Origin of the sequence: Streptomyces sp. NPDC003300 (assembly GCF_040610915.1) — a bacterium.
In the GTDB taxonomy this organism is placed as follows: Bacteria; Actinomycetota; Actinomycetes; order Streptomycetales; family Streptomycetaceae; genus Actinacidiphila.
This window is the reverse complement of the sequence record NZ_JBEXNE010000007.1, coordinates 282,838-308,709: the sequence shown is the minus strand read 5'-3', so window position 1 is coordinate 308,709 and position 25,872 is coordinate 282,838. Positions and strand designations below refer to the sequence as shown.

Annotated in this window: 19 protein-coding genes; 7 read left to right on the top strand and 12 right to left on the bottom strand. The window is 72.4% G+C overall.

Going from position 1 to position 25,872, the window contains the following annotated elements:
- Nucleotides 1-61: 61 nt before the first annotated feature.
- From ABZX65_RS13985 to rsmI, 4 genes are all read right to left on the bottom strand, one after another.
- A complete protein-coding gene (locus ABZX65_RS13985; RefSeq protein ID WP_355337960.1) occupies nt 62-1,207 on the bottom strand; it encodes a ubiquitin-like domain-containing protein in 1,146 nt (381 codons plus the stop codon).
- 146 nt (nt 1,208-1,353) lie between these two features.
- Nucleotides 1,354-2,241, bottom strand: a complete 888-nt coding sequence (locus tag ABZX65_RS13980) for a TatD family hydrolase (RefSeq protein ID WP_355337957.1) — start codon at nt 2,239-2,241, stop codon at nt 1,354-1,356.
- Between the two features lie 35 nt (nt 2,242-2,276).
- Complete coding sequence (locus ABZX65_RS13975; RefSeq protein ID WP_355337954.1) at nt 2,277-2,897, bottom strand: hypothetical protein; 621 nt, start codon at nt 2,895-2,897, stop codon at nt 2,277-2,279.
- Nucleotides 2,898-3,248: 351 nt separating this feature from the next.
- The gene (gene rsmI, locus ABZX65_RS13970; RefSeq protein WP_355337951.1) at nt 3,249-4,124 is read right to left on the bottom strand and encodes a 16S rRNA (cytidine(1402)-2'-O)-methyltransferase; all 876 of its coding nucleotides are present in this window, start codon (nt 4,122-4,124) and stop codon (nt 3,249-3,251) included.
- Between the two features lie 368 nt (nt 4,125-4,492).
- Between rsmI and ABZX65_RS13965 the strand changes: the two genes are divergently transcribed.
- From ABZX65_RS13965 to ABZX65_RS13955, 3 genes are all read left to right on the top strand, one after another.
- Nucleotides 4,493-6,169 (top strand): phospholipid carrier-dependent glycosyltransferase, encoded by a 1,677-nt coding sequence (locus ABZX65_RS13965; protein ID WP_355338099.1) that lies wholly within the window; start codon nt 4,493-4,495, stop codon nt 6,167-6,169.
- A 227-nt stretch (nt 6,170-6,396) separates the two neighbouring features.
- Nucleotides 6,397-8,031: a penicillin-binding transpeptidase domain-containing protein gene (locus ABZX65_RS13960; RefSeq protein ID WP_355337948.1), complete on the top strand. Its 1,635-nt coding sequence runs from the start codon at nt 6,397-6,399 to the stop codon at nt 8,029-8,031.
- Nucleotides 8,032-8,121: 90 nt separating this feature from the next.
- Nucleotides 8,122-8,967, top strand: coding sequence for a DMT family transporter (locus ABZX65_RS13955; protein WP_355337945.1), 846 nt, complete (start codon nt 8,122-8,124; stop codon nt 8,965-8,967).
- A gap of 3 nt (nt 8,968-8,970) precedes the next feature.
- On the opposite strand, the gene ABZX65_RS13950 is transcribed toward ABZX65_RS13955, so the two are convergent.
- From ABZX65_RS13950 to ABZX65_RS13925, 6 genes are all read right to left on the bottom strand, one after another.
- On the bottom strand, nt 8,971-9,903 hold the full coding sequence (locus tag ABZX65_RS13950) for an RNA polymerase sigma-70 factor (protein WP_355337942.1): 933 nt from the start codon (nt 9,901-9,903) through the stop codon (nt 8,971-8,973).
- 4 nt (nt 9,904-9,907) lie between these two features.
- Complete coding sequence (locus tag ABZX65_RS13945; protein ID WP_355337939.1) at nt 9,908-10,897, bottom strand: NAD(P)-dependent oxidoreductase; 990 nt, start codon at nt 10,895-10,897, stop codon at nt 9,908-9,910.
- Nucleotides 10,898-11,055: 158 nt separating this feature from the next.
- Nucleotides 11,056-11,898 (bottom strand): SDR family NAD(P)-dependent oxidoreductase, encoded by an 843-nt coding sequence (locus ABZX65_RS13940; protein WP_355337936.1) that lies wholly within the window; start codon nt 11,896-11,898, stop codon nt 11,056-11,058.
- Nucleotides 11,899-11,902: 4 nt separating this feature from the next.
- A complete protein-coding gene (locus tag ABZX65_RS13935; protein WP_355337933.1) occupies nt 11,903-13,087 on the bottom strand; it encodes a serine hydrolase domain-containing protein in 1,185 nt (394 codons plus the stop codon).
- A 325-nt stretch (nt 13,088-13,412) separates the two neighbouring features.
- Nucleotides 13,413-15,209, bottom strand: a complete 1,797-nt coding sequence (locus ABZX65_RS13930) for a glycoside hydrolase family 6 protein (RefSeq protein WP_355337930.1) — start codon at nt 15,207-15,209, stop codon at nt 13,413-13,415.
- 298 nt (nt 15,210-15,507) lie between these two features.
- Complete coding sequence (locus ABZX65_RS13925) at nt 15,508-17,199, bottom strand: FAD-binding dehydrogenase (RefSeq protein ID WP_355337927.1); 1,692 nt, start codon at nt 17,197-17,199, stop codon at nt 15,508-15,510.
- Nucleotides 17,200-17,382: 183 nt separating this feature from the next.
- Between ABZX65_RS13925 and gltX the strand changes: the two genes are divergently transcribed.
- Nucleotides 17,383-18,768, top strand: a complete 1,386-nt coding sequence (gene gltX / locus ABZX65_RS13920; protein WP_355338096.1) for a glutamate--tRNA ligase — start codon at nt 17,383-17,385, stop codon at nt 18,766-18,768.
- Nucleotides 18,769-18,855: 87 nt separating this feature from the next.
- Nucleotides 18,856-19,524, top strand: a complete 669-nt coding sequence (locus tag ABZX65_RS13915; RefSeq protein ID WP_355337924.1) for a hypothetical protein — start codon at nt 18,856-18,858, stop codon at nt 19,522-19,524.
- Nucleotides 19,525-19,652: 128 nt separating this feature from the next.
- On the opposite strand, the gene ABZX65_RS13910 is transcribed toward ABZX65_RS13915, so the two are convergent.
- Both ABZX65_RS13910 and ABZX65_RS13905 read right to left on the bottom strand, forming a co-directional pair.
- Nucleotides 19,653-20,114, bottom strand: a complete 462-nt coding sequence (locus ABZX65_RS13910; RefSeq protein ID WP_355337921.1) for an ATP-binding protein — start codon at nt 20,112-20,114, stop codon at nt 19,653-19,655.
- Nucleotides 20,115-20,280: 166 nt separating this feature from the next.
- Complete coding sequence (locus ABZX65_RS13905; RefSeq protein ID WP_355337918.1) at nt 20,281-21,006, bottom strand: GntR family transcriptional regulator; 726 nt, start codon at nt 21,004-21,006, stop codon at nt 20,281-20,283.
- Nucleotides 21,007-21,063: 57 nt separating this feature from the next.
- Here ABZX65_RS13905 and ABZX65_RS13900 point away from each other — a divergent pair, with 57 nt between their 5' ends.
- Together ABZX65_RS13900 and ABZX65_RS13895 are read left to right on the top strand one after the other, a co-directional pair.
- Nucleotides 21,064-21,879 carry a class I SAM-dependent methyltransferase gene (locus ABZX65_RS13900; RefSeq protein ID WP_355337915.1) on the top strand — a complete coding sequence of 272 codons (816 nt, stop codon included), beginning with the start codon at nt 21,064-21,066 and terminating at the stop codon, nt 21,877-21,879.
- A gap of 133 nt (nt 21,880-22,012) precedes the next feature.
- Complete coding sequence (locus ABZX65_RS13895; protein ID WP_355337912.1) at nt 22,013-25,870, top strand: S41 family peptidase; 3,858 nt, start codon at nt 22,013-22,015, stop codon at nt 25,868-25,870.
- Nucleotides 25,871-25,872 lie beyond the last annotated feature (2 nt).

Below are 25,872 nucleotides of genomic sequence, written 5' to 3'. Positions count from 1 at the left end.
CCGCAAGAGTACGGGGCGGCCGGGGCCGCCCTCGCGGACCGGACCTAGGGCCTGTCCGGCCCTAACCGCCCAGGTGCCGCCCGCAGACCGGCCAGGGAGCCGCGCCGCGCTGGACGTACAGCTTCTTGGCCCGGTAGGTCTGCTCGGCGGCGGGGGCGTCCTGGGGGCGGCCCTGGCCGCCGATGCTGTGCCAGGTGTGCACGTCGAACTGGTAGAGCCCGCCATAGGTGCCGGTCGCGTCCACCGCGTCGGGTCTGCCGCCCGCCTCGCACTGCGCGAGGCCGCCCCAGTTGAGGCCGTCGGCGCCCGTGACGGCGGTGGGCAGCGGTCTGGTGCCGACGCGTACGACCTCGGTGACCGGTTCGCGCGCGGTCACCGACTCCACGACGCGCGGGCGCTCCCGGACGCCGTTGACGGTGCGGTAGGCGTAGGTGACGCGGCGGACGCCGTCGCGGCCCGGCCGGTCCACGGCCTCGGTGCCCTGCGCGAGCGTCGCGTCGGTGTGCTTGCGGGTGCGGAAGGGGATCGGTTCTTCGCGGGTCTCCTGGTGGCCGGAGATCCGCAGCACCGAGACGGTCTGGCCGTCGCGGGGGAAGCTGTCGGCGTCCACGGAGGTGGCGTCCTGGCCGCCGAGGATGACGCCCGCGTCCGCGACGGCCTGCCGGACGGTGGCGGCGTTGGTGCGCACGGTGTGCTCGCGGCCGTCGGCCAGGACGGTGACCGTACGCTCCGTGCGCACGTCGAGGAAGAGGCCGTGGCGGCCGATGGACGCGTCGCGGGAGGCGTTGAGATACGCGCCCTCGGCCCGTACGCCGAGCTGCCGCAGCGCTTCCGCGACGGTCTTGCCGGTCGTCCACACCCGCTGGTGACGGCCGTCCACGGTGAGCGTCAGCGGACGGCCGTAGCGGACCACCACGTCGTCGCCGTCGTGCAGCGCCTCGCCCGGCGCCGGCGCCACGATGTCGTGGTCGCCCACCTCGACGCCCTGCTCGTGCAGCACGTCGGCCACGTCGTCGGCGAAGGTGTGCAGCGTGCGCGGCCGGCCGTCCACGGTCAGCCGTACCGCCTTGTCGGCCAGCACGTACGCGCCGGTGCCGCCCGCCAGGACCGCCATCACCAGCGCCCGCGGCACGATCGCGCGGCCGGTCCGCCGGACGGCGGCCGCCGGATGGGCGGCGGCTCGGTGTGTGCCCTGCGTATTGCTCACGACGGCTCGCTCCACGGCTGCGGGGTTCCGGTGCGGGGAACCGGGAACGTAGCCGACTTGTCGTCACCGGCCAAGCGCTCGCCGTCACGTGGCGTCGTCACCTCCGGTCGCGCGAAGTCACCTGTCCGGGTGAGCGCGTAGAAACGTCAGTAGGCGAACGCCCTGGCGGTGTTGGCCGCGACGGCCGTCGCGAGCGTGTCCTCGTCGATGCCGCGGGCCGCCGCCATCGCACGCAGCGTGACCGGAATGAGGTATGGCGCATTCGGCCGTCCGCGGTAGGGCACCGGGGTGAGGAAAGGCGCGTCGGTCTCCACCAGGAGGCGGTCGAGCGGGGCGACGGCCACCGCGTCGCGCAGATTCTGCGCCGACTTGTAGCTGACGGTGCCGGCGAAGGAGAGGTAGAACCCTTGCGCCGCGCAGACTTCGGCCATCTCGGCGTCGCCGGAGTAGCAGTGGAAGACGACGGTGTCCGGGGCGCCCTCCTCGTCGAGGATGCGCAGCACGTCGGCGTGCGCCTCGCGGTCGTGGATGACCAGCGCCTTGCCGTGCCGCTTGGCGATGTCGATATGGCGACGGAACGAGTGCTGTTGGGCGGCGACACCGTCGGGCCCGGTGCGGAAGTAGTCCAGGCCGGTCTCGCCGACGCCGCGCACCTGGGGAAGGGCGGCGAGCGCGTCGATCTCGTCGATCTCCCGGTCGAGCCCCTCGATGCCGCGCGGCGCCTGCGCGCCCCCGTAGGAGCCCTCGGGCGCTCCGTGGACGATGCGGGGCGCCTCGTTCGGGTGCAGGGCCACGGTGGCCCAGATCGCGTCGTGGGCGGCGGCCGTCTTCGCCGCCCAGCGGGAACCCGCGAGATCGCACCCCACCTGGATGAGGGTGTCGACGCCGACCGCGGCGGCCTGGGCGAGGGCCTGGGGAACCGTGCCCGGCTGCATGTCGAGGTGGGTGTGGGAATCGGCGACCGCGACCCGCAGCGGCTCGGGCGCCGGCGGGGCGGACTTCTTGTCGTCGGCCTTGGCGTTCTTGTCGGGCATGGCCCCGATCCTAAGGACGCGGGGCCGTCGTCCTGTCAGGCGGTGTCGGCTCCCCCGGACTGCTCATCGCACTGGAGGCCGGGCTGCGCTCCGGGCTGGGTGTCGGGCCGCCCGCCGTGCTTGCCGTGCTGCTTGGCGTGCTTGCCGCGCTCCCCGTGTTTGCCGCGCTCCCCGTGCGGCTTGCGGTGCAGGAAGTGCAGGACCGACCAGTGGTGCTCGCGGCGCACACCGCGGTCGCCCCGCGGGTGGGCCCATACGGAGGCGACGCCGGAGACCTGCCCCGAGCGCATGATGCGTACGTGCGTACCGCCGCAGTTCAGGCACGCCGGACGGGTGAGCGGTGACGGCACCCTCGCGCCGTCCGCGAGGTAGACGACGAAGGCGTGGCCGGACGCGTCCACATGGTGCTCGATCTCGTACGCCTGCTCCCAGCCGTGCCCGCAGTTCAGGCAGGCGAAGGCGTACGCCTCCGCCGCGTTCCGGCCCGACTCCTCGCGCGCGGCGGCCGCGCGGTCGGGTGCGGGAGCCGGGCCGTCGGGTGCGGGAGCCGGGCCGTCGGGTGCGGGGCCGGTGACGGTCACCGTGACGGGTACGGCGGGCGCACCCGGTGCGGCGGCGGCGACGGGACGGGGATCGCTTCCGATGGTCTCGCTCATGGCAGCTCCTGCGTGCCCTCCGGACACGGTGTCCGGAGCGGGACTTTGCACCTACCAGCGAACGCCCGATTTGCCCGCTCCGCAGGAGATGCGCCCGACTCTTGAGCCAGATTTGGGCCCGTATGTGGCAGATGGCGGATATTGCTTTGCCATGCATACGGTTTAGGTTCTTACGGCGTCAAAAGGGCGGCCCGTCGGGATTGTGCGCCCGGGAATCAGGGCATCAGGCGACGGATTCCGCGAACGGCGGTCGCCGGGCCGTCAGAAAACGGTCCTCGGACCGCAGGCCGCCGCGCCGTCAGAAAACGGTCCTCGGGCCGCACGCCGCCGGGCCGTGCGGGGTCCCGGTCCTCAGGCGCCCGGGGGCAGTTCGCCGGTCCGCTTGGCGGCGACGACGGCGTCGAAGACCTCCCGCTTGGGCAGGCCCGCCTCGGCGGCGACCGCCGCGATGGCCTCCTTGCGCCGCTCGCCCGCCTCTTCCCTGGCCGCCACCCGGCGGACGAGTTCGGCCGGGTCGAGGTCGGCGGGGCCGGGTTCCGGTGCGCCTTCCACCACGATGGTGATCTCGCCGCGCACCCCCTGCGCCGCCCACAGCGCGAGCGCCTTCAGCGGCCCGCGCTTGACCTCCTCGTACGTCTTGGTCAGCTCCCGGCAGACCGCGGCCCTGCGCTCCTCGCCGAACGCCTCCGCCATCGCCGCCAAGGTGTCGTCGATCCGGTGCGGCGCCTCGAAATACACCAGGGTGCGGCGATCGGCGGCGACCTCGCGCAGCCGCGACAGCCGTTCGCCCGCCTTGCGCGGCAGGAAGCCCTCGAAACAGAAACGGTCCACCGGCAGCCCGGAGACCGCCAGCGCGGTCAGTACGGCCGACGGGCCCGGCACCGCGGTCACCTTGATGTCGCGCTCGACGGCCGCCGCCACCAGCCGGTAGCCGGGGTCGGACACCGACGGCATCCCCGCGTCCGTCACCAGCACGACCCGCGCGCCGCCCTCCAGCGCCTCGACCAGCTCCGGGGTGCGCCCGCTCTCGTTGCCCTCGAAGTACGAGACGACCCTGGCCGTCGGGTGCACGTCCAGCGCGTGCGTGAGACGGCGGAAGCGGCGGGTGTCCTCCGCGGCGATCACATCGGCGGCGAGCAGTTCCGCGCTGAGGCGGGGCGGGGCGTCGGCGGGGTCGCCGATGGGGGTTCCGGCCAGAACGAGGACGCCGACGGCTGAGGTGGTCACGCCCCCAGCCTCCCACCTGCCCGCCGTATCCCCTCAATCGCGCCCAGCGCCCCCCGCCCCCCCCCGCCCACCGCCCCGCGCCCCCCCGCCCCGCTCCTCGGAGCCGGCCGCACGGCGCGTGACCAGGATCACGCCGGGGCCCTCGCCCGCCCCCGCGGCCCCGCACGAACGGCATCGGCCCCGATCCCGGCCGCCCCACCGCCCGGAAACCGCCCGGACACGGCCCGCGCACCCCTGGTTACCGGCCGGGATTGCGGACAAACCCGGGCGGTGAGCCCGGACCTCATCGCTTTCTCAGGGGGTTTCCCTACGATGGGCCGGTGACAAGTGAGACCGCGACGCAGGACCGGGCCGACGAGGGCTTTCGGGTGGAGGCGGAGTCGAGCGCGTGGGCGCGACGACTGCGCCGGTTCGGCTATGCGGAACGGACTCGGATCGACACCCGCGACCGCCTCGTACCGCCGTTCCCCGAGCCGGGCACCCGGATGTGGGAGGCGCTCGGCCTCGGCCCCGTCGCGGCCCACCGGGTGGCGAAGTGGAGCGGCTGGCTCGGCCCGCTGCTGGTCGCCGTCTTCGCCGGGGCGATCCGCTTCTGGCACCTGGGCAACCCGCGTGACGTCGTCTTCGACGAGACGTACTACGCCAAGGACGCCTGGTCGCTGCTGAAGCTCGGCTACGAGGGCACCTGGCCCGACGGCAAGGTCTCCAACCCGCAGATCCTGGCCCACCCCCAGGTGATCCCGCTCTCGGACGCGCCCGGCTATGTCGTGCACCCGCCGATGGGCAAGTGGGTGATCGCGGTCGGCGAGTGGATGTTCGGGCTCAACCCCTTCGGCTGGCGCTTCATGATGGCGCTGATCGGCACGCTGTCCGTGCTGATGCTGTGCCGGATAGGGCGACGGCTGTTCCGCTCCACGGCGCTCGGCTGCGTGGCGGGCACCCTGCTCGCGGTCGACGGACTGCACTTCGTGATGAGCCGGATCGCGCTGCTCGACCTCGTCATCTCCTTCTTCGCGCTCGCCGCGTTCGGCTGCCTGCTGATCGACCGCGACTGGTCGCGGGCCCGCCTCGCGCGCGCCCTGCCCGTCGACGAGGACGGTTACGCGGGACCCGACCGGCAGGTCGGCGACCGGACGGGCATGGGCTGGCGGCCCTGGCGGATCGCCGCGGCCGTCTGCCTCGGCCTGGCCTGCGCCAGCAAGTGGAACGGCCTGTACTTCCTGGCGGTCTTCGGCATCATGACCGTCGTCTGGGACATCGGCTCACGCCGCCTGGCCGGCGCCCGCCGCCCGTACCTCGCCGTCCTGCGCAAGGACCTGGGCTGGGCCGCGCTGACGATCCTGCCGGTCGCCCTGGTGACGTATCTGCTCTCCTGGTCCGGCTGGTTCCTGTCCGACAACGCCTACGGACGGCACTGGGCGGACGCCCGCGGCGGCACCTGGTCGTGGATCCCGGCCCCGATCCGCAGCCTGTGGCACTACGAGGTGCAGGTCTACGACTTCAACGTCAATCTCCAGACCCCGCACCCCTACCAGTCCAACCCCTGGAGCTGGCTCGTACTCGGCCGCCCGGTCTCGTACTTCTTCCAGTCCCCCAAGAACGGCGAGGACGGCTGCCACGCGGCGGCCGGCTGCTCCCGCGAGATCATCGCGCTGGGCACGCCCCTGCTGTGGTGGTCCGCCTGCTTCGCCCTCATCTACCTCGTCTACCGCTGGGCGATGCGCCGCGACTGGCGCGCGGGCGCCATCCTGTGCGCGGCGGGCGCCGGTTACCTCCCCTGGTTCCTCTACCAGGACCGTACGATCTTCTTCTTCTACGCCGTCGCCTTCGTCCCGTACCTCTGCCTCGCGGTCGCCATGATGATCGGCGCCTTCCTCGGCCCACCGAGCGCGAGTGAGGGCAGACGTATGTGGGGCGCGGTCGGCGCGGGCACGCTTGTCCTATTGATCATCTGGAATTTCATCTACTTCTTCCCGATCTATACCGGTATGACGATTCCGTACAGCAGTTGGCAGGCCAGGATGTGGTTCGACTCCTGGGTCTGACCGGGGTCCGGGGGGCCGGGGTCCGAGCGCGGGGGCCGAGCGCCGGAGGGCCGGACAGTGCTACGGCGCCAGGCTGAGTTTTCCTGGGACGGGTGAGGGTCCCGGGAGGGCTGTTTCCGTACGAACCCGTGCCCGGACTGAGACCTTCCTCCGCGCAGGGGTCCCGTAGGGTGCTACAGCGCGCGTTCCTTGAACGCGTTCAAAGGGGAGGGGGAGGTCTCGTGCCCATGTCACGGGGTGTCAAGTCGGGGATCATCGGCACGGTGTTCGTCGGAATGCTCGTGGTCGCCGGGTACGGCGCCTACAACGTCTACGACTCGCTGGAGGGCGGCGGCGGGGGCGGCGGCAAGTCCGCGCGGCCCAAGCCGACGCCGGTCAACACCGCGCCGCCGAGCGCCGCCGAAGTCACCGACGTCGGGGACGACTTCCTGACCGCGTGGTCGTCGGGCGACATCACGCGGGCGGCGGCCCTGACCGACTCCGTGCGGACGACGACGGCCGCGCTCACCGCGTACAAGACGCAGGCCCATGTGACGTCCGTGCAGCTCACCCCCGGCACACCGGCGGCGACGACCACCACGACCATGCCGTTCACGGTGACCGCGCAGGTCACGTACGACGGCGTCACCACCCCCTGGAGCTACCGCTCGTCGCTGACCGTCGTACGCGGCGCGAGCGGGAAGCCGGTCGTGCGCTGGAAGCCGTCCGTGATCAGCCCGGAGCTGGGCGACGGCGACCAGCTCGTCACCGGTCAGGCCAAGGTGCCCGAGGTGGATGTCGTGGACCGCAAGGGGCGGGTGATGGACCCGGCCGACTATCCGTCGCTGAGCCGCATCATCCCCGACCTGCGCACGCGGTACGCGGACAAGCTGGGCGACGGCACCCCCGGCATCGAGACGTACGTCCAGAAGGCGGACGACTCGGCCGGCAAGACGCTGAACGTGCTCAAGAAGGGCAAGCCCGTACGGCTGGACACCACGCTCGACGCCACGATCCAGAAGGCGGCCGAGAAGGCGGTGGCGGGCAAGGACAAGTCCGGGGTGACCGCCGTCGACACCACGAACGGCGCCATCCTGGCGGTCGCCTACGGCCCGGCGTCCGGCACCGACTACGCGTTGCAGGACAAGGCCGCGCCCGGCTCGACGTTCAAGATCGTCACGGCGGCGGCACTGCTCCAGCGCGGTCTGACACCGTCCTCGCCCGCGAAGTGCATCAATGGTGCGAACTACGGTTACGGCAAGGCGTACAAGAACGACGGCGGCATGAACAACCCCGGCGCCTCGCTGCAATGGGACTTCATGAAGTCCTGCAACACCGGCTTCATCCTCCAGGCGAAGACGCTCGGCGCGACCGGACTCGTGGACACGGCCGAGCAGTTCGGCCTGACGCAGGGGTGGAACATCGGCACCGTGTCCCAGGACCCGGTGGTGCCGGGCGGCACGGGGGACGAGCTGACGTCGGAGATGATCGGACAGGGCACTCTTCAGATGAGCCCGCTCATCATGGCGTCCGTCGCCGCGACCGCCAGCACCGGTGACTTCCACCAGCCGCGGATCGTCGCCAAGAGCCTCATCGAGGGCCCCATCGCCACCGCCTCCGGCATCCCGTCGAAGACGACGCAGTATCTGCGGCAGATGATGCGCGCGACCATCACCAGCGGCACGGCCAGCGGTGTGATGAGCGGATTCGGCCCCAACTCCGGTGCCAAGACCGGTTCCGCCGAGACCGACACCTCCGCGGAGGCCAACGGCTGGTTCACCGCGTACGCGGGCCATGTCGCCGCCGCCGCCGTCGTCCACAGCGGCGGTCACGGCAACCAGTCCGCCGGCCCCATCGTGGCGGCCGTGCTGCGCGCCTCCTGACCCGCCGATGCGTCCGTCGCACCGGCCGAACCGCCCCAGCCGTCTGAGCGGTCCGCACCGTACGAGCAGCCCCGGCCGTTCGAGCCGCGGATGACGCCGCTGGTCGTCGCCGTCGTCCTCACCGCCGCGATCACGCACGCCGCGTGGAACGCCATCGCGCACGGCATCAAGGACCAGGTCCTCGCCTTCACCCTCGTGGGTGGCGGCGGGGCCCTGTGCGCCCTGGCCCTGCTGCCCTTCGCGGCGGTGCCGCACGCGGGCGCGTGGCCGTATCTGATCGCGTCGGTGGTCATCCACCTCGCCTACCAGTACCTGTTGATGCGGTCCTTCCAGCTCGGCGAGTTCGGGCAGGTCTATCCGATAGCCCGCGGTATCGCGCCGCTCGCCGTCACCGTGCTGGCGGCCGTCTTCGTCGCCGAACGGCCGGGGCCCTGGCAGACCGCGGGCGTCATCACCTCCTGCGCCGGACTCGGCGGCGTCGCCCTGTGGGGCCTGCGCGGCAAGCGCCCCAACTGGCCCGCGCTGACGGCAGCCGCCGGTACGGGACTGACCATCGCCGGGTACACGGTCGTGGACGGCGTCGGCGTCCGCGCCTCCGGCAGCTCGCTCGGCTACATCGCCTGGCTGCTGCTGTTCCAGGGCCTGGTGATCCCGGCCGTCGCATTCTCTGCGCGCCGCAGAGAATTGGCCGCGCAGCTGAGACCCGTCGCCCTGCGCGGCCTCCTCGGCGGCGCCCTGTCCATCACCGCCTACGGCCTCGTCCTGTGGGCCCAGACCCGCGCGCCGCTGGCCCCGGTCGCCGCCCTGCGCGAGTCCTCGATCATCGCGGGCGCCGCCATAGGCGCGCTGTTCTTCAAGGAGCACTTCGGCCGTCCCCGTATGGTCGCCGCCGTGGTGGTCGTGACCGGCATAGGTCTGATGCTGCACGCGAGTTGACGCTCACCCGGACAGGCCGCGCAGCTTGTCGGGGTTGACCTGGAAACGCAGTTCGTGGATGCGGCCGCCGGCGGCGAGTTCGAAGGTGAGGGCGCCGGCGGGCGCGCCATGCAGGGTGAAAAGAACACCCGGCCGGCCGTTGACGGCGGCCGGTGCGGCGGTGATCGCGGCCAGTTCGGGCTTGCCCAGGACGCCGAGGACCCACCGGGCCACGTGGTCGGCGCCGCGCAGCGGGCGGGTGGCGGCCGTCACCTTGCCGCCGCCGTCGGACCATGCGGTCACGTCCGGGGCGAGCAGCGCCAGCACCGCGTTGAGGTCGCCGCCCGCGCAGGCCGCGAGGAACTTCTCGGTCACCGCCGCGCGGGTGGCGTCGTCGGCGTCATAACGGGAGCGGCGCGCCTGGATGTGCGCGCGGGCGCGGTGCGCGGTCTGCCGTACGGTCGGCTCCGCGCGCTCCACGGCCGCGGCGATCTCCGCGTACTCGTAGCCGAAGACCTCGCGCAGCACGAACACCGCGCGCTCCAGCGGGCTGAGCGTCTCCAGGACGACGAGCATGGCCATGGACACCGAGTGCGCCGTGTCGGTGCGGTCGGCGGCGTCGGGCCCGGTCAGCAGCGGTTCCGGCAGCCACGGGCCGATGTACGTCTCGCGGGTGGCGCGCGCCGAGGTGAGCCGGTTCAGGCAGAGCCGCGAGACCGTACGCACCAGGTAGGCGGTGGGGTGGCGGACGTCGGCGCGGTCGACGCGCGCCCACCGCAGCCAGGTGTCCTGGAGTACGTCCTCGGCGTCGGCGACGCTGCCCAGGAGGTGGTAGGCGGTGGAGAACAGCAGCCGCCGGTCGCGCAGGAAGGCGTCGTGCTCGCGCGCGCCGCCGAGGTCGCCCTGTGGGCGCTCGTACGTGCCGCCCGTGCGCCGTTCCCCCGTGTCGTCCGTCATCCGCTCAGGCTGGCAGCAGCGGCCCGGCCCCGGCAACCGGCCCGGCGGCGATCGCCCGCACGCCCTGCGCGCTGTCGCGGTACGACGGCCGCCAGCCCAGTTCTGCCGCCGCCTTCGCGCTGTCCAGTTTCAGGCGGGTCCCCATGATCGCGCGCATCAGCGGGGTGGCGCGCAGCACCCAGGCCGGTACGGTCAGCGGGCGCGCCACTCCGTACGCGTCCGCGACCGCGCGGATGTGGGTGGCGAAGCCGAGCGGCCGGTCGTCGGCGATGTTGTACGCCTGCCCCGGCCGCCCCGAGGTGACGGCGAGCGCGACCGCGCGGGCGGCGTCGCCGACCTCCACCCACGACACCTGGCGGTGGGTGTCGTCGACGACCGGCATGGCGCGCTTGCGGAGCAGCGGCAGCATCAGGGTATCGGTGACGCCTGCGCCGTAGAAGAGGCCGAAGCGCAGGGCGACGCCCTCGACGCCGTCCGCGCCCAGGACCAGTTCCTCGTTGACGCGCATGGCGGCGGCGTGCCGCTCCAGGCGCTTGTCGTCGCTGTGCGGCCCGAAGGGCGTGCCCGCCTCGGTGACCGGACCCTCACCGTGGTCGCCGTACCCGTAGCCGAACATCATCGACTCCGTGACGCAGCGCCACGCGCCGGTCGTGCGGGCCGCCTCCAAGAGGTGCCGGGTTCCGGCCGTACGCAGCGTATTGGTGCCGTCCATGTCCCGGTGCCTGGTCATGGACTTGCCGGACAGCGCGGTCGCCGCGTGCACGACGACGTCGAAGCGGAGCCCGTCGACCGCGCGCAGCAGCGCGTCACGGTCGAGGAGGTCGGCGCGGATGTCGTGGGACGCGCCCCTGCCGAGCTGTACCACCTGATGCCCGGCGGCTGTCAACTCCTTCGCGGCGGAACGTCCCAGGACGCCGCTGCCGCCCGCCAGCAGAATCCGCAGGCCCCCGCCGCCCGTGCGCCGGTCGCTTCCCGTGTCCTTCGCAGCGTCCATGCCGTCCGTCCCTCGTCCCGTGCCGGGGCCGGACCCACACACGCCGGCCGCCTCGTCGATGCCCATAGGACAAACGGCCCGGCACCTGCGTGACAGAAGCGGAAGTGACCTGCGTCACTCTTTCCCGGCGGCGCCGACGGCGGCTCCCGCCGCGGCTCCTACGGCGCCTCGTCGTCGGCGGTCCCGGCCGACAGCGCGTGGGTGAACCCCGGATTCGCGGAGAGGATGCCGCCTTCGACCGGCAGCGTGACACCGGTGATCCAGGACGCGTCGGCGGAGGCCAGGAAGGTGACGGCGGCGGCGATGTCGGCGGGTTCGCCGACGCGGCCGAGCGGGTACAGCCCCGCGGCGGTCTCCAGCATGGACTCGCGGCCCGCCCACGCGGGCGTGCGGATGGTGCCGGGCGCGACGAGATTGACGCGGACGCCGCCGGCCGCCGCGTGCACGGCGAGCGTGCGGGTCAGGGAGATCAGTCCCGCCTTGGCCGCGCTGTAGGAGTGGTTGCCGAAGTACGACATGCCGTTGACCGAGCCGATGTTGACGATCGCGCCGCGCCCGTCGGTCGCGGCGGCCAGGTGCGGCAGCGCGGCGCGGGAACAGCGCATGGCGCCGGTCAGGGTGACGTCGAGGTCGCGCAGCCAGTTCTCGTCCGGCTCCTCGGTGAAGTCCTCGGAGTGATCGCTGCACGAATAGGCGTTGTTGACGAGGACGTCGAGGCCGCCGAAGGCCGTCACCGCGTGCGCGACCGCCGCGTCCACGGCCGTACGGTCGGCGACGTCGCACCCGACCGCCTCCGCCCGTCCGCCGTCCTCGCGGATCGAGGCGGCGGTGCGCTCGGCCGCTTCACCGTTGAGGTCCGCGAGGAGTACGGCGGCGCCCTCCGCGGCGAATCTGCGGGCCGTCGCCTCGCCGATGCCCCGCGCGCCGCCGGTCACCATGACGGTGTAGGTCGCGAATCGTTGCCCTGAATACGCCGCCGCAGCTGTCCCGTTACGCACCATCGGGTCAGCGTAGGCACTCCCGTACCGCCCTGACCAGGGCTTGGGCACGGGGATCCGCGGTGACGTTCTTCTGCATGCCGTTGGTGACGTAGCCGAAGCCGATTCCGCTCGCGGGGTCCGCGAAACCGAGGCAGCCGCCGCGGCCGGGATGCCCGAAGGAGCCGGGCGCCAGCAGCGGGGACGCCGGGCCGTGCAGCATGTATCCCAGGCCGAATCGAGTGTTGACGATCAATACTCGATCCGGCCCCTCGGACTCCACGGTCCGGGCGGCGGTGAGCGTGGCGGGCACGAACAGCCGCGGCCCGTCGGTCAGTTCCCCGATCAGGGCCGCGTAGAAGCGGGCCAGCGAGCGCGCGTCGGTGATGCCGTTGGCGGCGGGCAGCTCACCCGCGCGATAGGCGGGGTCGTTCTCGTCGGGCCGCGGCGAGATCGCCCCGAAGGCGCGCATGGTCAGCGACTCGGGGTCGGCGTACGCGTCCTGCACGGACCGCTTGGGCCGGGCCCGCAGCGCGCCGGAGACGGCCGGTTCCGGCGTGACGGTCTCGGCGGTCCCGCCCACCCGGTGCGCCTGCCCCGCTGGCAGCCCCACCCACAGGTCGAGGCCGAGCGGCCGGGCGATCTCCTCCGCGACGAAGCGGCCGACCGTCCGCCCCGACGCGCGCAGCACCAGCTCCGCGACCAGCCAGCCGTAGGTGTGCGCGTGGTATCCGTGCGCCGCGCCCGGCGGGAACTGCGGCTTCTGCGCGGCCACCGCGCGCGGCCCCGTCGTGCCGTCGAGCGCCTGCTCCGGCGTCAACGGCGTGTCCAGCGCGGGCACTCCTGCCCGGTGCGCCAGCACGTCCCTGACGGTCACCCGCTCCTTGCCGTGCGCCTTGAACTCCGACCAGTACGCGCCCACCGGCGCGTCCAGATCCAACTGGCCGCGCTGGTGGAGCAGCAGCAGACAGGCCGCGGCCACGCCCTTGGTGGCCGACCGGACGATCTGCACGGTGTCCTCGGCCCACGGCTTCCCCGAGGGCTCCCCGGCCGCCGCGGCACCGCCCCACAGGTCGACCACCTTGCGGCCGTGCCTATAGAGCGCGAAAGCGGCGCCGACATCCCCCCGGCGGGTGAAATTCTGGGCGAAAGCGGTACGTACCGGCTCCCAGCCGTCCTCCGCCGTGCCGTGGACGTCCGTGAACGCGTCCATGAATGCCGCCTCCGCCTGCCGCTCCGCCGGTCCACCCGCTGCACCGAACTCTGCGGCACCCATGGTGCACGACGAAGATGCGCGTTCTGTAAACAGGCGGTGGGACGGGCCGTATACGCGGCCGAGCGCGGGCGGCGGCGGGGCGGCGCCCGTTCCATCGCGGGCGGCGGCGGGCGGCGCCCGTTCCCCACGATCGGCGGCGGGGCGGCACCCATTCCCCGCGGCAGGAGCCGGAAAACCACCCGGCCCGCGGCGGGCCCGCGGCCCCGGCCGGAGAGTGTCCGGCCGGAGCGCGGGACCCGTCACGGGCCCGGTGGGGGGTCCGCTACGGGAGCGGCGGGTACGCGTTCTGCACGAGCTGGTGGAACTGCGCCGAGAACCAGGCACCCGCGAGCGGGGCGTTGGCCAGGGCACCGGTCGGGTTGTTGCCGTTGCGGGCGTTACCGGTGTAGGTCGGGTCGCACATCCGGTCGAAGCCCTTGCCCTGGTCGTTCGGGATCTGGGTGCTCGAACCGTCGGACTCACCCGGAGGCTTCACCCACACGTAGGCGTCGATACCGGCGGCGGGCGCCGCGGTCGGGCGCTCACCGATGCCGGCCCCGGACTGGTTGCACCAGTTGCCGGCGTGGATGCGGCGGTCGATACGGCCACCGTCGACGTAGGTGTCAACGGTCGTGGTCGCCCCGGGACCGGCGGGACGCGAGGCGCCGCCCCAGCCGTTGCGGGAGGTGTCGATCAGCATGCCGATGTTGGAGTTGAAGCCGTCCGACACCAGGAGGTTGCGCAGGGCCTGCGCGTAGCTCTGCTCATCGACGTATTGATTCCAGTCAACCCACTTGGACTGGCGAATGGTGGTGCCGTTCACGCTGTCCGTGACCTTGAAGTTCGGCTCCACGGTGGCGCTGTAGTTGGCCGTGTTGACGATGAAGCCCTGGACGTCGTTGACGGTGGCGCCACCGGTCTTCGCGGCCTTCAGGAACTCCTGCGCGGCGGGCGCCAGGTTGGTGTCCCAGCCGAGCCAGGCGTGGTGTCCGGCGTCGATGTAGTTGTACGTGTTGCCGATCGCGCCGAGCTTGGCGAGCGCGTAACCGACGCCGTTCTCGTAGTTGCCGTTGGCCTTCATCGTGGCGCAGGCGTCCGTCGAACCGGCGGTGCCGCCCGCGTTGGTGACCAGGTTGGGCAGCGAGTCGGGCTCGATGATGTTGACGATCCGCAGGCCCGCGTACTTCGGGTCCGACATGATCGCGGCGATCGGGTCGATGTACTCGGTCTTGTAGCGGCCGATCTCCGTCGCGCCCAGTTCGCCGTTGGAGGCGAGCGCGGCGCAGTCACGGCCGGGCAGGTCGTAGATGACCAGTTCGATGGTGAGCGGCTGGCCTGCGGCCTGCTGCACCGCCGCGTCCAGGTGGGCCTTGAGCCCCATGGCACCGTTGGTGCCCGCGATCGCCGCGATCCGGTCCAGCCACACCGCGGTGGACTGGTTGGCGATCTTCGATCCCCCGTCGGCCGCGGCCTTCGCGGACCAGTCCGGGTTCACGTAGCCCTTGGCGCCCGCGTACGGGTTGTCGACCCTGGTGCCGGGCGGCGGCGAGGTGGGCGGGGTGGTCGGCGGCGTCGTGGGGGGCGTCGTCGGCGGAGTGGTGGGGGGTGTGGTCGGGGGCGTCGTGGGGGGCGTCGTCGGCGGGGTCGTACCGGTGCCGCCGCCGCACACGACGCCGTTCAGGGTGAACGACGACGGCTTGGTGTTGGTGCCGCTGTACGAGCCGTTGAAGCCGAAGGTCGCCGTACCGCCGGTCGCCACAGCGCCGTTGTACGACAGGCTCGCCGCGGTCACGGCCGCGCCCGTCTGGCTCACGGTGGCGTTCCAGCCCTGGGTGACCTTCTGATTGCCGGGGAAGTTCCAGCCGAGTTGCCAACTCGTGATGGCCGGGCCGGTGTTGGTGATCGTCACCTGCGCGGTGAAGCCGGAATCCCACTGGCTCACGTCGTAGGCGACCGAGCAACCGGCGGTGGCCGCCGAGGCGGATGTCGTACTCATCGCGGCGACCACGCCGCCTGAGGCGACGACCATCAGGCCGGCCGCGAGCGCGGCGGTTCTGCGTCGGACTGTCGGGACTGCCATGTGCGAACAACCTCCATAGGGGGGATGGACCCCTCGAAACGACTTCGCGGGGTCATGGGAGGTGGTGCGGTGAAGCATGGTTCGGTTACACGCTCTTAACGTGGGAGCGCTCCCATAGTGGGCAGGCGGTCCGCTCCTGTCAATGCTTGGCGCTACGTCCATGGAGTTGGTCCCGGACGGGGGCCGGGCGCCAACACCTCTGAAACGCATGACGGTTGGCGGACCCGCCCGGACGGGCGGCCGGGCACCGGGCACGGAGGGAGCGCCGGGGGCGGAACCCCCGGCGCCCGCTCGCGCGTTATGCCGTCGCGGCCGCGGCGGCCCGCCCCGCCGCGCGCCCGGAGAAGATGCAGCCGCCGAGGAACGTCCCTTCCAGCGACCGGTATCCGTGCATCCCGCCGCCGCCGAATCCCGCGGCCTCGCCCGCCGCGTAGAGCCCGCTGAGCACCTCGCCGCGACCGGCCGCGCCGCCGTCCTCCGCGCCTTCCGACCCGCCGCGCAGGACGCGCCCTTCGAGGTCGGTCTCCAGGCCGCCGAGCGACTTCCGGGTCAGGATGTTGAGCCGCACGGCGATCAGCGGCCCCGCCTTCGGGTCGAGCAGCCGGTGCGGCGACGCGGTGCGAATGAGCTTGTCGCCGAGGTAGTTGCGGGCCCCGCGAATGGCCGTGACCTGCAAGTCCTTGGTGTACGTGTTCGCGATCTCGCGGTCGCGCGCCTCGACTTCGCGCCGTACGACCGCCTCGTCGACCAGCCCCTCGCCCGTCACGGCGTTCATCCCCCGCACCAGGGCGGCGAGGTCCTTCTCCACCACGAAGTCGACGCCGTGCTGCTTGAACGCCTCGACCGGCCCCGGCGCCCCCGGCAGCGCGCGCTTGAGCACGTCGCGCACGCTCTTCCCGGTCAGGTCCGGATTCTGCTCGGAGCCCGACAGCGCGAATTCCTTCTCGATGATCTTCTGGGTGAGGACGAACCAGGTGTACTCGTGGCCCGTCCCCATGATGTGCTCCAGGGTGCCGAGCGTGTCGAAACCGGGGAAGTACGGGACCGGCAGCCGCTTGCCGGTGGCGTCCAGCCACAGCGACGAAGGGCCGGGCAGGATACGGATGCCGTGGCGGGCCCAGATCGGGTTCCAGTTCTCGATGCCCTCGGTGTAGTGCCACATCCGGTCACCATTGATCAACCTTCCGCCCGCCGCCTCTGTGATGCCGAGCATCAGGCCGTCCACGTGCGCGGGAACGCCGGAGAGCAGTTTGCCGGGCGGGGTGCCGAGCCGCTTGGGCCAGGCGGCCCGTACGAGATCGTGGTTGCCGCCGATGCCTCCGCTTGTGACGACCACGGCCTGCGCGCGCAGTTCGAACGCGCCCGCCGTCTCCCGCGAACTGGCCTCGCCGCGCGCCACGTCGCTGGCCACCAGGACCTCGCCGGTCACACCGTCCACGGCGTCGCCGGTACGGGTCAGGCCGGTCACCCGGTGCCGGAAGCGCAGTTCGACCCGCCCGCGCGCGACCTCGTCGCGCACCCGCTGCGCGAAGGGCGCGACGACGCCGGGCCCGGTGCCCCAGGTGATGTGGAAGCGCGGCACGGAGTTGCCGGGGCCGGTGGCCAGGAAGCCGCCGCGCTCGGCCCAGCCGACCACCGGGAAGAAGCGCATGCCGCGCTGGTGCAGCCAGGCCCGCTTCTCACCCGCGGCGAAGTGCACGTACGCCTCGGCCCAGCGGCGCGGCCAGTAGTCCTCGGGCCGGTCGAAGCCGGCAGTGCCGAGCCAGTCCTGGAGCGCGAGGTCGGGCGTGTCCTTGATCCGCATCCGGCGCTGCTCGGGCGAGTCGACGAAGAAGAGCCCGCCGAAGGACCAGAACGCCTGGCCCCCGAGGGACGCCTCGGGCTCCTGGTCGACCAGGATCACCTTCCGTCCGGCCTCCGCCAGCTCGACCGTGGCCACCAGACCGGCCAGCCCCGCGCCCACCACCACGACATCCGCGTCCAGCGCCATCCGACCGCTCCTTACTCGCCAGTAGTCAACGTAGTGACGAGCACGTTACGCGAGCGGCGGGCGCGGGTCAGCGGCATCGGGACCCCGCATAATCCGAGGCGCGGGGCGCCGACCCGGCTCGGTAGGATTCACGCCATGTCTGATGCCCCGCTCCGCGTCCGTTTCGCCCCCTCCCCGACCGGTATGTTCCACGTCGGCGGCGCCCGTTCCGCCCTCTACAACTGGGCGGTCGCCCGACAGTCGGGCGGCACCTTCGTCCTGCGCATCGAGGACACCGACGCGGCGCGCAACAAGCCCGAATGGATCGACGGCATCATCAGCGCGCTCGCCGCCATCGGCATCAGCGGCGCCGACCCCGCCTTCGAGGGCCCGTACTTCCAGTCGCACAACGCCGACCGGCACCGCGAGGCCGCCTCCCGGCTCCAGATCGAGGGGCGCGCGTACTACTGCGACTGCACGCGCGACATGCTCAAGGAGCGCACCGGCTCCGAACACCTCGGCTACGACGGCTTCTGCCGCGAGCGCGGGCTGGCGTACGAGCCGGGGCGGGCGATGCGCTTCCGCACGCCGGACGAGGGCGAGACGGTCGTGGTCGACCTGATCCGCGGCGAACCGGCCTTCCCCAACAGCTCCATCGAGGACTTCGTCATCGCCCGCGGCGACGGCTCCCCGGTCTTCCTGCTCGCCAACGTCGTGGACGACCTCGACGAGCGCGTCACGCAGGTCATCCGCGGCGAGGAGCACCTGTCCAACACGCCCAAGCAGCAGCTCCTCTGGGAGGCGCTGGGCGCCACCCCGCCCACCTGGGCGCACCTGCCGGTGATCGTCAACGAGAAGCGGCAGAAGCTCTCCAAGCGCCGCGACAAGGTCGCCCTCGAGGACTACCTCGCCGAGGGCTACCTGCCCGAGGCCATGGTCAACTACCTGATGCTGCTCGGCTGGGGCCCCGGCGACGACCGCGAGATCCTGCCCTACGAGGAGCTGGAGCAGCTCTTCCGCATCGAGGACGTCATCGGCTCCTCGGCCTTCTTCGACGTCAAGAAGCTCACCGCCTTCAACGGCGAGTACATCCGCGCCCTGTCCCCCGCCGCCTTCGTCAGCGCCTGCGCGCCGTGGCTGACCGCCCCGCACGCCACCTGGGACCCGCTGTCGTACGACGAGGCCGTCTTCGAGACCGTCGCGCCGCTCGCCCAGACCCGGATCGCCCTGCTGTCCGAGATCACGTCGTACGTCGACTTCCTCTTCCTCGACGAGCCGGTGCGCGACGACGCGTCGTGGTCCAAGGCGATGAAGGCGGGCGCGGCGGATCTTCTGCGCGACGCAGCCAATGAACTGGGCGCGCTTCCCGACTGGTCGGCCGAGCCCCTGAAGGCGGCTCTGGAGTCCATCGCCGCCGCCCACGGCCTCAAGCTCGGCAAGGCCCAGGCGCCCATCCGCGTCGCCGTCATGGGCCGCACCGTCGGGCTGCCGCTCTTCGAGTCGCTCGAAGCCCTCGGCCGCGAGCGCGCGCTGGCCCGCCTGGAGGCCGCCCGCACCCGGCTGGAGTCGGAGACGCCCGCCGAGTCGTAAGACCCGCCACCCTGGCGCGGCGGGTCTTACACCGCCGCGCCGGACCCGGCATCGGGACCGGCCGCCGGACGGCGTACGGTCGCCGCCGTGACCGTTTACGACACCGCCCGGCGGCTCCCCGCCATCCCCGTGCTCCGTGACCACTGCCGCGCGCTGGCCATGCTGGAGGCGATACTCAGCCCGTCGTGGGAGAGCCGCTTCTACTCCTTCGACGCGCACTGGTCGGACGTCGAGGAGATGGCCTCCATGAGCAACGGCTCGGGCGACGAATACTCCATCGTCTTCTCCCCCCTCGGTGCCTACGTCCGCGGCTTCGCCCACGAGTCCCGGATGAGCCCCTACGTCGAGGACGGGCCGTGGCCCGGTGTCCTCGACGACGTCCCCGCCGTCTTCCGCCCCTGCGTCGAGGAGCCCGCCTTCAGCGACGAGGACGGCATGCCCGTCGTCACCGCCTGCCTCTGGCGGCAGGCCGCCGACACCGCGTGGCGGACCGGCGGCGCCATCGAGTTCCCCGACGCGCCCGACGGCGACCCCGACGGCGCCGGACTCCTCTTCCCGCTGCTCACCGACCGCGACGCCGACGCCTACCGCGCCTTCGCCGAGGACTACTACGAGGTCCCGGTCGCCCCCGCTCCCGTCCACCACGTCCTCGCCCTGCGCCCGCTGACCGCCGAGGTCGTCACCACGCTCAACCCCGACCTCACGCTCCCCGAACTGGCCGACGACATCGCGGCCATCGGCTACCCGCGGCCGTAGCCGTAGCCGTAGCCCCACCACCTGACCACGTACGGCCGTCCGCGCCGCTCTCCGGGGCGGCGTGGGCCAGGCCCGTGCGGTAGGCGATGACGACGAGCTGCGCCCGGCCTCGACCGGGTCTTCCCGCATTACCCCTGGCTGCCCGCGGGCCCCGAAGCCACCCCCTTGAACCGCGCCCACACCACCTTCCCGAACGGCTCCCGCCCCTCGACCCCCCACCCGTCCGCGACCGCCGCGACGATCAACAGCCCCCGCCCCCGTACATCCGCCGCGCCGGGCTCGCACACCCGCGGCCTCCGCTCCCCCTCCTCGTCACGACTGTCATGCACCTCCAGCCGTACGCACACGTCCTCCACCACCACCCGCACCAAAAACCCGTGCCCCCGCCGCGTCCCGTGCGCCAACGCGTTCGACGCCAACTCCGATACGCACAACCGCACGTCGTCAACGACAGGCGACAACCCCCATGCCTTCAGAGCCCCTGCGGCGAATTCGCGTGCCAGCCCGACCGATTCACGTTTCGCGTCGAAGAATCTCGATACGGCCGCGGGTAAGACTCCGGCCTTGAGCGCAGCGCTCTCATCAGTCACGGACGGTTCCCTTCGTGTAGCGCAGCGAAGTCACACGCAGATGTGCCGCATGTGCGGCGATCCCGGCCTGGACCCCGCGCGGCACGCCAACGACGAACAAGGGGTGCGAGGAAATCGCCCCCCTTGAGACTGGACCGGTTGACCGGTCCAGTCAAGTGATTGTCAACTATCCGTGACTCATCGGGTAGTTGTCCGTCAGCTCCCACAGGTCGGAAGGAGTGACGCCCTCTTCTGCGACGAGAACCCGGCCGTCCTTGTCGTGCGCGACATGGAGCACGACCGCGACTGCGAGCGGTAGTTCACGTCGCAACTGCTCCGCCTCCGCTGACGTCGCCAGGCGCACTTTCGTGAGGTCGGTACCCCGCGCCGGTGAACGCCCGGTCTGGCGGGCCACGTAATGGGTCGTCCCTTCGGCGATCGGACCCGCCTGAGTCAGCTTCGGACAGGCCGCCGCGATGTCCGCCGGAAACCACGCCGTGACCAGCGACAGCGGAGCACCGTCGTCAAGCAGCACCAAGCGGTCACGCCGCAGAGCGGACACGCCCGCGGCAAGGTCCAAAATCCTTGCGACACGGTCGGGCGGCGTTTCGTGAACAGGCTTGCCCAACCGTCGGAAGGGGTGACCACCGGTCACGCGCGTGGCGTCTGCCCGGCGCCGACCGGCGGGACGCGCCAACGGCGTTGCGAGTACGTGGAATCCCTGCCCCTGGCGAGCCGCCACGAGGCCGTCTCCCCTCAGTACATCCATCGCCTTGATGACCGTCGCCCGCGACACGGACCACTGCTCGCACAGATCCCGCCCCGACGGCAGGACGTCTCCCGAACCGAACTCACCGTCGGCGATCCGGGCCCGCAACGAATCCGCGATCTCTTCGTACTTGAGCTTGGGCATGGCGGGGCACTCCCGTTCGGTGGACAGGTTGACCGGTCAGGGTAGACCATCACAACCATGGCGACCGCACCCCATGTAGCGTCCGAGATCCTGGACTTCTACGGCTCGGTATTCGACGAGTCGACGCGTCTGACCTCCTCTGCCGACGGCGCGCTGGAGTTGGCGCGGACCCGGGAGATCCTGCGGCGTCATCTGCCGCCCGCGCCCGCCGCTGTGCTCGATGTCGGCGGCGGGGCCGGGGTGCATGCGAAGTGGCTGATCGAGGACGGCTACCGGGTGCACTTGGTGGACCCGGTCGAACGGCATGTGGAGCACGCGAAGTCGGTCGGCTGCACCACGGAGTTGGGCGACGCGCGAGCGTTGAGCGCGGGGGCCGGGACGTACGACGCCGTCCTGTTGCTCGGACCGCTCTACCACCTGCTGGAGCGTGCCGACCGCGATCAGGCGCTAGCGGAAGCCCGGCGGGTGGTACGGCCTGGCGGCATGGTCGCCGCCGCCGCGATCGGACGGTACGCCTCGCTCTTCGAGCACACCGCGACGACGCTGCTGACGAAGGACCGCGTCCGGGACGCCGTCGGTGACATCCTGGCGACGGGCCGCCACGACCCCGGACGCAAGGGCTTCACAGCCGCTTACTTCCATACGGCGGCGGAGCTGGCGGATGAGCTGACCTGCGCGGGCCTCACCGACGTGACCGTCCTCGGCGTCGAGGGCCCGGCCTGGGCACTGCTGAAGGCCACCGAGCAGCACACGGGCGAGTCTCTGACCGACTCACCGATGTTCGCCGCGGCTCTGACCGCCGCCCGGCTGGCGGAGCCCTACCCGGAGCTGCTGTCCGCCGCATCGCACCTGCTGGCGGTGGGGACCGCCTGACGCCGCCGTCTGGCCAAGGTCTGTGGGACGGGGTCCCCCGGGGCTCCCGGGGCGGGGCGCATGGGCGGCGGACGGGGGCGAGGCGGGGGCGCAAGGTGGCGAAAAGTTGCCGGGGGTTTCCGGGGGCCGAACCATGGGAGGGGTGAGCGACGGCGCGTACCTCCGATTCCCGCATCTCCACGGCGACCTGCTCAGCTTCGCCGCCGAGGACGACATCTGGGTGGCCCCGCTGGGGGCGGCCGGGGGGTCGCCAGGGCGGGCGTGGCGGGTGACGGCGGACCGGACGCGGGTGGGGCCGCCGCGGCTGTCGCCCGACGGTTCGACCATCGCGTTCACGACCTGGCGGAGCCTGGACCCCGAGGTGTATCTGGTCCCGACGGACGGCGGGGAGTCGCGGCGGCTGACGTATTGGGGCAGCTCCGACACGCGGGTGTGCTCGTGGACGCCGGACGGCCAGGTGCTGGCGGTGTCGTCGCACGGGCAGCCGTTCGCGTACCACACGTGGGCGCACAGCGTGCCGGTGGACGGCGGGCCCGGCGGGCCGCTGCCGTGGGGGCCGGTGTCGGACATCGCGGTGTGCGACGAGAACGGGGAGCCGGGTGAGCGCCGCACCCTGCTGTTGACGGGGACGCCGCCGCACGAGCCGCACGCGTGGAAGCGGTACCGCGGCGGCGCGACGGGGCGGCTGTGGCTGCACGGCGAGCGGCTGGTTCCGGACATCGACGGTCACCTGACGTCGCCGATGTTCGTGTCGGGCCGGATCGCCTTCCTCTCCGACCACGAGGGCATCGGCAATCTGTACTCGTGCCACCCGGACGGTACGGATCTGCGGCGGCACACCGACCACGCCGAGTTCTACGCCCGCAGCGCCGCCACCGACGGCCGGCGGGTGGTGTACCAGTGCGCGGGCGAGCTGTGGCTGGTGGAGGACCTGGCGGCGCCCGACGCCCGGCCGCGCCGCCTGGACATCCGGCTGGGCGGCGCGAGGAGCGGGCAGCGCCCGTACCAGGTGCCCGCGGCCTCGAATCTGGACAGCCTGGCCATGGACGGTACGGGCCGGGCCAGCGCCGTCTGCGTACGCGGCAGCCTCTACTGGCTCACGCACCGCGACGGCCCGGCCCGGACGATCGCCGACGAGCCCGGCGCGCGGGTCCGGCTGCCGGAGATGCTCGGCGACACCGGGCTGGTCGCCTTCGTCACGGACGCGGAGGGCGAGGACGGCATCGAGCTGGCGCACCTGCCGGGGCGGGCGTCGCGGACGGCGATCCGCGGCGGCGCGCGGGATTCCGCGGCGGCGGACGCGAAGGCGCAGGTGACGGAGGCGGAGGACGTCACCGAGGTGACGGAGGAGCTGACCGATGTGGTGCCGGTCGCGGGTGGCGACAAGGCGGACGGCGGGGCAGGCGGCGGGGCAGGTGGTGGGGCGGGCGACGGCGGCACAGCAGGCGGAGGCAAGGCCGGTGGCGGGGTGGGCGGCGTGAGCAAGGCCGGTGGCGGCAAGGCCGGCGCGGACGTCAGCCGTTCGAGCACGGTCTACACGGACCCCGCGGCCGGCCGCGGCAAGGGCGAAGGCCCCACCCGTACCCCCGGCTCGGACGGCCAATCGCCCGACACCGATGTGTACACGGACGACGACGTCACCGGCGGCGGCCACGAGCCGGACCGCCCCACCCGCCTCGCCGTCGGCAAGCTCGGCCGCGTCCTGGAGCTGGTCTCCTCCCCCGACGGCGGCACGCTGGCCGTCGCCACGAACGACGGCCGCCTGCTGCTGGTGACGACCGGCGAGGCGGAGGACGACTCGGACGGTGACGAGGGCGATGACCCGTACGGCCTAGGCGACGACGTACGGGCCGACGTACGCGACGTGCGCGAGATGGGCGAGATGCGCGACGCAGGCGACGAGCCCGGCGGCGCGGGTGACGGCACGCGAAACGGCGTACGCCGCGTACCGCTGGACGATCACACAACCGACGGCCGCACCATGGCGGGCGCCGTCGACGAGCTGATCCGTTCCACCAACGGCCCCGTCCGCGACCTGGCCTTCTCCCCCGACTCGGCGTGGCTGACCTGGTCGCACCCCGGTATCGGCCGCAGTCTGCGCTCGGTGAAGATCGCCCGCTTGTCGGACCAGTCGATCATCGACGTCACCAACGGCCGCTTCGAGGACGAGCAGCCCGTCTTCACCCGCGACGGCCGCTACCTCGCGTTCCTGTCGTGGCGCGGCTTCGACCCGGTGTACGACGTTCATACCGGCGACCTGTCGTTCCCGCTCGGCTGCCGCCCGTATCTGGTGCCGCTGAACTCGGCGACGCCGTCACCCTTCGCGCTGCCGGTCGACGGCCGTCCCATCGGCGGCGGTCTCGACCCGGGCGAGAGCGGCGGCGGCGACGGCCCGGTGGTCGTCGAGGTGGAGGGCCTGGCGAACCGGGTGACGCCCTTCCCCGTCCCCGCGTCGAAGTACTCGGCGCTGGAGCCCGTGCACAACGGCCTGGTCTGGCTGCGCTGGCCGATCTCCGGCGCGCTCGGCGAGACCTTCGCCAACCCCACCGACCCCTCCGCCCGCCCGACGCTGGAGTACTACAACCTGACCAAGTCCAAGCGGACCGAATTGGTCCACCACATGGACTGGTACGCGGTCAGCGGCGACGGCCAGCGCCTGGCGGTCTTCGACGAGGGCGAGTTGGCCGTCCTGCCCGCCACCGAACGCGGCGACGACGACTCGACGGTCTATGTCGACATGCGCCGCATCCTGCACGAGGTGGACCCGACGGCCGAGTGGCGGCAGTCGTACGCGGAGGCCGGGCGGCTGATCCGCGACTACTTCTGGGCGCCCGACATGTGCGGCGTCGACTGGCCCGCGATCCTCGACCAGTACCGCCCGCTGGTCGAACGCGTCGCCACGCCCGACGAGTTCGCAGACCTGCTGCGCGAAGTCCTCGGCGAACTGGGCACGTCGCACGCGTACGTCGCCCCCGCCCGCCGCAACGAGGGCCCGCCGCACTACCAGCGCCCCATCGGCCTGCTCGGCGCCGACTTCCAGCACGGCAAGGACGGTACGTGGTCGGTCGTACGGATCCTGCCGGGCGAGTCGTCGGACTCCAAGGCCCGTTCGCCGCTGGCCGGTACGGGCATCCGCGAGGGCGCGGTGCTCACCCACATCGACGGGCGGCCGGTCGACCCGGACGCGGGACCGTATCCGCTGCTGGCCGGCGCGGGCGGCACCACCGTCGAGCTGACCTTCGTCGGACCGGGCCGCCGCGGCGCGCCCCGCCGCGTCGCCGTCGTCCCGCTGATCGACGAACGCCCGCTGCGCTACCAGCACTGGGTGGCCAAACGCCGTTCGGTCGTACGGCAGTTGAGCGGCGGCCGGTGCGGTTATCTGCACATCCCCGACATGGGCGGCTCCGGCTGGGCGCAGTTCAACCGCGACCTGCGGATGGAAGTCGCCTACGACGCCCTGCTCGTGGACGTCCGCGGCAACGCGGGCGGTCACATCAGCGAACTGGTCATCGAGAAGCTGACCCGCACCATCCTCGGCTGGGACCTCACCCGCAACGCGCAGCCGGTCTCCTACACCGGCAACGCCCCGCGCGGCCCGGTCGTCGCCATCGCCGACGAAGCGACGTCGTCCGACGGCGACATGATCACCGCCGCCTTCAAACTCCTCGGCATAGGACCGGTCGTCGGCTCCCGCACCTGGGGCGGCGTCGTCGGCATGACCGGCCGCCACCGCCTCGGCGACGGCACCGTCATCACCGTCCCCATGAACGCCGCCTGGTTCGACGCGTACGGCTGGTCCGTCGAGAACCACGGCGTCGACCCCGACATCGACGCCCTCCGCACCCCGCTGGACTGGGCCGAGGGCCGCCACGGCCAGATGGACGTCGCGGTCCGCACCGCCCTCGCCCTCCTGGCCGAACACCCCGCCGCCACCCCGCCCGACCTCACCACCCGCCCCAACCGCCAGCGCCCGCCACTCCCCCCGCGCTGAAC

What these genes read in the sequence shown, in the direction of transcription:
- ABZX65_RS13960 (WP_355337948.1), top strand. Translation starts at nt 6,397, where the DNA reads ATGTCACGGGGTGTCAAGTCGGGGATCATCGGCACGGTGTTCGTCGGA.
- ABZX65_RS13925 (WP_355337927.1), bottom strand. Translation starts at nt 17,199, where the DNA reads ATGGCGCTGGACGCGGATGTCGTGGTGGTGGGCGCGGGGCTGGCCGGT.
- ABZX65_RS13975 (WP_355337954.1), bottom strand. Translation starts at nt 2,897, where the DNA reads ATGAGCGAGACCATCGGAAGCGATCCCCGTCCCGTCGCCGCCGCCGCA.
- ABZX65_RS13895 (WP_355337912.1), top strand. Translation starts at nt 22,013, where the DNA reads ATGGGAGGGGTGAGCGACGGCGCGTACCTCCGATTCCCGCATCTCCAC.
- ABZX65_RS13980 (WP_355337957.1), bottom strand. Translation starts at nt 2,241, where the DNA reads ATGCCCGACAAGAACGCCAAGGCCGACGACAAGAAGTCCGCCCCGCCG.
- ABZX65_RS13945 (WP_355337939.1), bottom strand. Translation starts at nt 10,897, where the DNA reads ATGGACGCTGCGAAGGACACGGGAAGCGACCGGCGCACGGGCGGCGGG.
- ABZX65_RS13900 (WP_355337915.1), top strand. Translation starts at nt 21,064, where the DNA reads ATGGCGACCGCACCCCATGTAGCGTCCGAGATCCTGGACTTCTACGGC.
- gltX (WP_355338096.1), top strand. Translation starts at nt 17,383, where the DNA reads ATGTTCCACGTCGGCGGCGCCCGTTCCGCCCTCTACAACTGGGCGGTC.
- ABZX65_RS13940 (WP_355337936.1), bottom strand. Translation starts at nt 11,898, where the DNA reads ATGGTGCGTAACGGGACAGCTGCGGCGGCGTATTCAGGGCAACGATTC.
- ABZX65_RS13950 (WP_355337942.1), bottom strand. Translation starts at nt 9,903, where the DNA reads ATGACGGACGACACGGGGGAACGGCGCACGGGCGGCACGTACGAGCGC.
- ABZX65_RS13935 (WP_355337933.1), bottom strand. Translation starts at nt 13,087, where the DNA reads ATGGACGCGTTCACGGACGTCCACGGCACGGCGGAGGACGGCTGGGAG.
- ABZX65_RS13930 (WP_355337930.1), bottom strand. Translation starts at nt 15,209, where the DNA reads ATGGCAGTCCCGACAGTCCGACGCAGAACCGCCGCGCTCGCGGCCGGC.
- ABZX65_RS13905 (WP_355337918.1), bottom strand. Translation starts at nt 21,006, where the DNA reads ATGCCCAAGCTCAAGTACGAAGAGATCGCGGATTCGTTGCGGGCCCGG.
- ABZX65_RS13955 (WP_355337945.1), top strand. Translation starts at nt 8,122, where the DNA reads ATGACGCCGCTGGTCGTCGCCGTCGTCCTCACCGCCGCGATCACGCAC.